The sequence below is a fragment of the Devosia sp. MC1541 genome (assembly GCF_012847305.1).
In the GTDB taxonomy this organism is placed as follows: Bacteria; Pseudomonadota; Alphaproteobacteria; order Rhizobiales; family Devosiaceae; genus Devosia.
This window is the reverse complement of the sequence record NZ_JABBDZ010000044.1, coordinates 1-1,459: the sequence shown is the minus strand read 5'-3', so window position 1 is coordinate 1,459 and position 1,459 is coordinate 1. Positions and strand designations below refer to the sequence as shown.

Here is a 1,459-nt window from a genome sequence, read left to right as displayed (position 1 = left end):
CTATGTTGTATCGCTCGACGGACTGCCGCTGTCGTCGTGGCGCTCCCGTGGTGAACTTGTCCCATAGTGCCTCCTTCCACTCAGGGGAAAAGATTGCACCATCAAAACCCGGGATCAAACACCTAGGTTACTCCTGCTTCCTTCCCCCGCTAACTTTGGGGTGTCCCGACACGATCGACTCAAAACCGTTTCGCCAGGTCGACTCAAAAAGTTTCGCCCGATTTCGGTAAATCAATGACTTAGTCGAATCACAAGGCATTTGCGCCGACAGCAGCAGCAACGCGAACTCCTCCCCGCCGATCCGGCCCAGTATTGCGTCAGGTATGACGGCCCCGCGAGCGCAGTCCGCGAAGACCATTAATGCTTGGTCGCCGATGGCATGACCGAAAGCGTCGTTCACCCGCTTGAAGTGGTCGAGATCAATGATCGCCATAGACAGAGGGCTGGAATGCCGCCGGCAACGCGCCAGCGCAGTCTCGGCGAGAGCGAGAAAACTGCCTCGATTGTAAAACCCGGTGAGAGGATCCAGCATGGCCAGTTTGCGCTGCTCGATTTCCGATCGCTCGCGCAAACCGGCTACCACAAATACTGTCGTGCCGATGAGGAAGATGAGGTTTGCAGCGAGAACCGGCGCAAGAGCGTCCAGTCCACCTGTCCAGGGTGCTGCCAACGCGGTGATCGTCAGTCCGAGAGCGTGTCCGCTTATGGTGAGCGACAGGGGCCAGCGCGATCCAAGCCATTGCGCAGACCTGCTGATGACCCATCCGGCGCCGAACAGATATGTAGTCATCAACAGCAGTGCAGCCCGCATGCCAAGCAGATCGTCATGCGGTGTGAGGACGATCACGGCAATCAAGGCCAACGGTCCGACCGCTGCCAAGGCGAGTCTTGAACGCTTACCTTCGAGCAGTCTCGCCGCATGCCAGAGCAGTCCAGCGCTGCCGACGAGATACAACAGACCAATCGGCCGCAGGGCATCAGGGTATACCATTGTGCTCAGAGGCAGGACGGCCAGGCCAATGCCTTGAAGAAAGCTGGCGCCGGCCCATCGCAGGACCGACTCCATGTCTCGATATGCAAACCAGGCCAAGATGAGCAGAGCGCCGCCTACCATGGCAACGAACGCGTTGATGAACATCAATGTGGTGGCGTCGAGAATCATGGGCGCTCGGTCTGGCCTTTTGCAAGAATAGGCCCGCCACAGCGCTGGTCTTGTTAGCGCATTGCTTCCAATTGTATATATGCACCGAGCTGAAGACCCGCAAAAACTGGCTCGCTGAGCCTGCGGCTGCGATTGTGGCCGTCTGATTTCCGTGTTTGAGCAGATTTGGCGCGGCGTTTGGCGATCGGCGGTGCCCATTGACGGCGTTTCCCGGTCATCCGGGCAGACTCATGGCGCGGTTGCGCGCTTTTCGTGGAAGACGAGGCGGTCGAAGTTGTAGGCCAGATTGGCCAAGGT

At 58.5% G+C, this 1,459-nt stretch carries 1 protein-coding gene; it reads right to left on the bottom strand.

Annotation, left to right across the window (positions count from 1 at the left end; all coding sequences use genetic code 11):
* Nucleotides 1–127 precede the first annotated feature (127 nt).
* Nucleotides 128–1,162 carry a GGDEF domain-containing protein gene (locus tag HKD40_RS17610; protein ID WP_169197067.1) on the bottom strand — a complete coding sequence of 345 codons (1,035 nt, stop codon included), beginning with the start codon at nucleotides 1,160–1,162 and terminating at the stop codon, nucleotides 128–130.
* Between the last annotated feature and the right edge of the window lie 297 nt (nucleotides 1,163–1,459).

What these genes read in the sequence shown, in the direction of transcription:
- HKD40_RS17610 (WP_169197067.1), bottom strand. Translation starts at nt 1,162, where the DNA reads ATGATTCTCGACGCCACCACATTGATGTTCATCAACGCGTTCGTTGCC.